Raw genomic sequence first — 2,972 nt, 5'->3', positions numbered from 1 at the left:
ATGGCGTCGCGCTGGCCGCGCACGAGCTGCCGCCCGTGGCCTCGATGCGCGCCTTCGCGGCCGACCATGGCATCGGCCAGGCGCTCAGCGTGATCGTGCCCGCGCCCGGTTCGCCGTGGTGGATGCACCTGTCGCTCTACAGCCGCGAGGCGGCCGGCCTCGGCGCGCGCGCGCAGGCGCTGGTCGAGCTGCTGATGCCGCACCTGGTGCTGGTGCAGGGGCTGGGATTGCACGAGGCGCCGGTGCCGGCACCGGCCGCCCTCACGCTGCTGAGCCGCCGCGAGGCCGAGGTGGCGCGGCTGTTCGCGCAGGGGCAGAGCTACAAGATGGTGGCGCGCACGCTCGGCAGTTCGCCGGCCACGGTGCGCCATCACCTGCGGCAGGTCTATGCCAAGCTGGGCGTCACGAGCAAGGTGCAGATGGCGCGGCTGGTGGGCGCGCAGGCCGCATAGGCCCGAACGCGGCGCCCATCTACTTGTCGCCGTCGGGAATCACCGCATCGGCCGCCGCACCCACCGCCTTGCCGGTGATGCGCGCGGTGCCGATCGCCGCGTCGGCCGCGAGGCCCACGGCACCCGCGGTCACGCTGACCGCGGTGCTCGCCACCGAGACCACCGCGCAGCCGCCGAGCACGGCCAGTAGCGCCGCCGCGAGGGTGGCGCGAAAGAAAGTCGGCAGCGGTGTCGTCATGGTGGGACCTCTTCGGGAGAACGCGGGATTCAGCGCACGCGCATGCCGGGCGTGGCGCCGGGCCAGGGCTCGAGCACGTGGATGCCCGGCTGGGCCTTCTCGTCGGCGTGGCTGGCGGCGAGCACCATGCCTTCGCTGATGCCGAACTTCATCTTGCGCGGCGCGAGGTTCGCGACCAGCACCGTGAGCTTGCCCACCAGTTGTTCCGGCTGGTAGGCCGAGGCGATGCCGCTGAACACGTTGCGGGTCTTGCCTTCGCCGGCGTCGAGCGTGAGGCGCAGCAGCTTGGTCGAGCCCTCGACCTTCTCGCAGGCCACGATCTTCGCGATCCGCAGGTCGATCTTCACGAAGTCGTCGATGCCGATGGTGGGCGCGATGGCCTCGCCGCCGGGCAGCGCATCCGCCGCGGGTTCGGCGGCGGGGGCCGCCACCGGCTCGGGCGCGTCGAACAGCTGGTCGACCACCTTGGCGTCGGCACGCTGCATCAGGTGCTTGTACTCGCCGATCGCATGGCCCGTGGGCAGCGCCTGCGCGGCATCGGTCCACTCGAGCGGCGTGATCTTCAGGAAGGCCTCGACGTTCGCGGCCAGCGCCGGCAGCACCGGCTTGAGGTACAGCGTGAGCAGGCGGAAGGCCTCGATGCAGACCGTGCACACGTCGTGCAGCCGCGCCTCGGCGCCTTCCTTCTTGGCCAGTTCCCAGGGCTTGTTCTGGTCGACGTACTCGTTGACCTTGTCGGCCAGCGCCATCACCTCGCGCAGCGCGCGCGCATAGTCGCGGCCGTCGTAGAGCGCATGGACCTCGCCGGCCGCCTCGCGCAGCGCGAACAGCAGCGCGTCGCCATCGGCCGACACCTCGCCCAGCTTGCCGCCGAAGCGCTTGCCGATGAAACCGGCCGCGCGGCTCGCGATGTTGATGTACTTGCCCACCAGGTCGCTGTTGACGCGCGCGACGAAGTCGTCGGGGTTGAAGTCGATGTCCTCGTTGCGGCCGTTGAGCTTGGCCGCGATGTAGTAGCGCAGCCATTCGGCGTTGAGGCCGAGCGACAGGTACCTGAGCGGGTCGATGCCGGTGCCGCGGCTCTTGCTCATCTTCTCGCCGCTGACCGTCAGGTGGCCGTGCACGTAGACCGCGTCGGGCGCCTTGCGGCCGCTGAAGTGCAGCATCGCGGGCCAGAACAGCGTGTGGAAGGTGATGATGTCCTTGCCGATGAAGTGCACCTGCTCGAGCTCGGGGTCGGCCATGTACTCGGTGTACGAGATGCCGTCGCCGCCCAGTTCGATGCAGCGCTTGTCGAGCAGGTTCTTCAGCGACGCCAGGTAGCCCACGGGCGCGTCGAGCCAGACGTAGAAGTACTTGCCCGGCGCATCGGGGATCTCGATGCCGAAATAGGGCGCGTCGCGGCTGATGTCCCAGTCGCCGAGGCCGCCCTTGCCCTCGTCGTCCTTGTAGAGCCACTCGCGGATCTTGTTCTGCACCTCGGGCTGCACGTGGCCGGGCGCGGCGGTCCATTCCTTGAGGTAGGCCTCGCAGCGCGGGTCGGACAGCTTGAAGAAGAAGTGCTCGGAGCTGCGCAGCTCGGGCTTGGCGCCCGAGAGCGCCGAGTAGGGGTTGATCAGCTCGGTGGGCGCGTAGACCGCGCCGCAGACCTCGCAGTTGTCGCCGTACTGGTCCTTCGAGTGGCAGTTCGGGCACTCGCCCTTGATGAAGCGGTCGGCCAGGAACATGCCCTTCTCGGGGTCGTAGAACTGTTCGACGCTCTTGGTGCTGATCAGGCCGTTGGCGCGCAGGTCGCGGTAGATGTCCTGCGCCAGCTGGTGGTTCTCGGGGCCGTCGGTCGAGTGCCAGTTGTCGAAGGCGATGTGGTAGCCGTCGAGGTACTGCTTGCGGCCCGCGGCGATCTCGGCCACGAAGGCCTGCGGCGTCACGCCGGCCTTGTCGGCCGCGATGGTGATCGCCGCGCCGTGCGCGTCGTCGGCGCAGACGAAGTTGACGTCGGCACCGTTCATTCGCTGGTTCCGCACCCAGATGTCGGCCTGGATGTACTCCATCATGTGGCCGATGTGGAACTTGCCGTTGGCGTACGGCAGGGCGGTGGTGACGAAGAGCTTGCGCGGGGCGGACATCGGGGGAGGCGCTTTCGGAGTTGCGGGAGCGTCGGAAGCGACGCAGCGGGAGAACCTGGCATTTTAGGTGGCGCGGCGTTTCGGCGGGTTCGATGGCAGCATCGACCCCATGCCGCACCCCGCCGATTCCGATCTTCTCCGGGCCCACGTCGCCAC

The 2,972-nt window shown here is 69.2% G+C and carries 3 protein-coding genes; 1 reads left to right on the top strand and 2 read right to left on the bottom strand.

The annotated features are described in order from the left end of the window. Nucleotides 1-452, top strand: a 452-nt coding sequence (locus AC27VN_RS37620; RefSeq protein WP_490879951.1) for a response regulator transcription factor, incomplete at its 5' end; no start/stop codon positions are given. 19 nt (nt 453-471) lie between these two features. Here the strand turns inward: AC27VN_RS37620 and AC27VN_RS37615 are convergent. Together AC27VN_RS37615 and metG are read right to left on the bottom strand one after the other, a co-directional pair. Next, nucleotides 472-690 carry a hypothetical protein gene (locus AC27VN_RS37615; protein ID WP_490879950.1) on the bottom strand — a complete coding sequence of 73 codons (219 nt, stop codon included), beginning with the start codon at nt 688-690 and terminating at the stop codon, nt 472-474. 29 nt (nt 691-719) lie between these two features. Next, nucleotides 720-2,816: a methionine--tRNA ligase gene (gene metG / locus AC27VN_RS37610; RefSeq protein ID WP_490879949.1), complete on the bottom strand. Its 2,097-nt coding sequence runs from the start codon at nt 2,814-2,816 to the stop codon at nt 720-722. Nucleotides 2,817-2,972 lie beyond the last annotated feature (156 nt).

This window comes from Variovorax sp. 20P10.2.4 (assembly GCF_058244205.1).
This window is presented reverse-complemented; position numbering and strand designations above follow the sequence as displayed.

Bases quoted from the DNA above. Each gene is read 5' to 3' on its own strand.
- AC27VN_RS37615 (WP_490879950.1), bottom strand. From the start codon at position 690: ATGACGACACCGCTGCCGACTTTCTTTCGCGCCACCCTCGCGGCGGCG.
- metG (WP_490879949.1), bottom strand. From the start codon at position 2,816: ATGTCCGCCCCGCGCAAGCTCTTCGTCACCACCGCCCTGCCGTACGCC.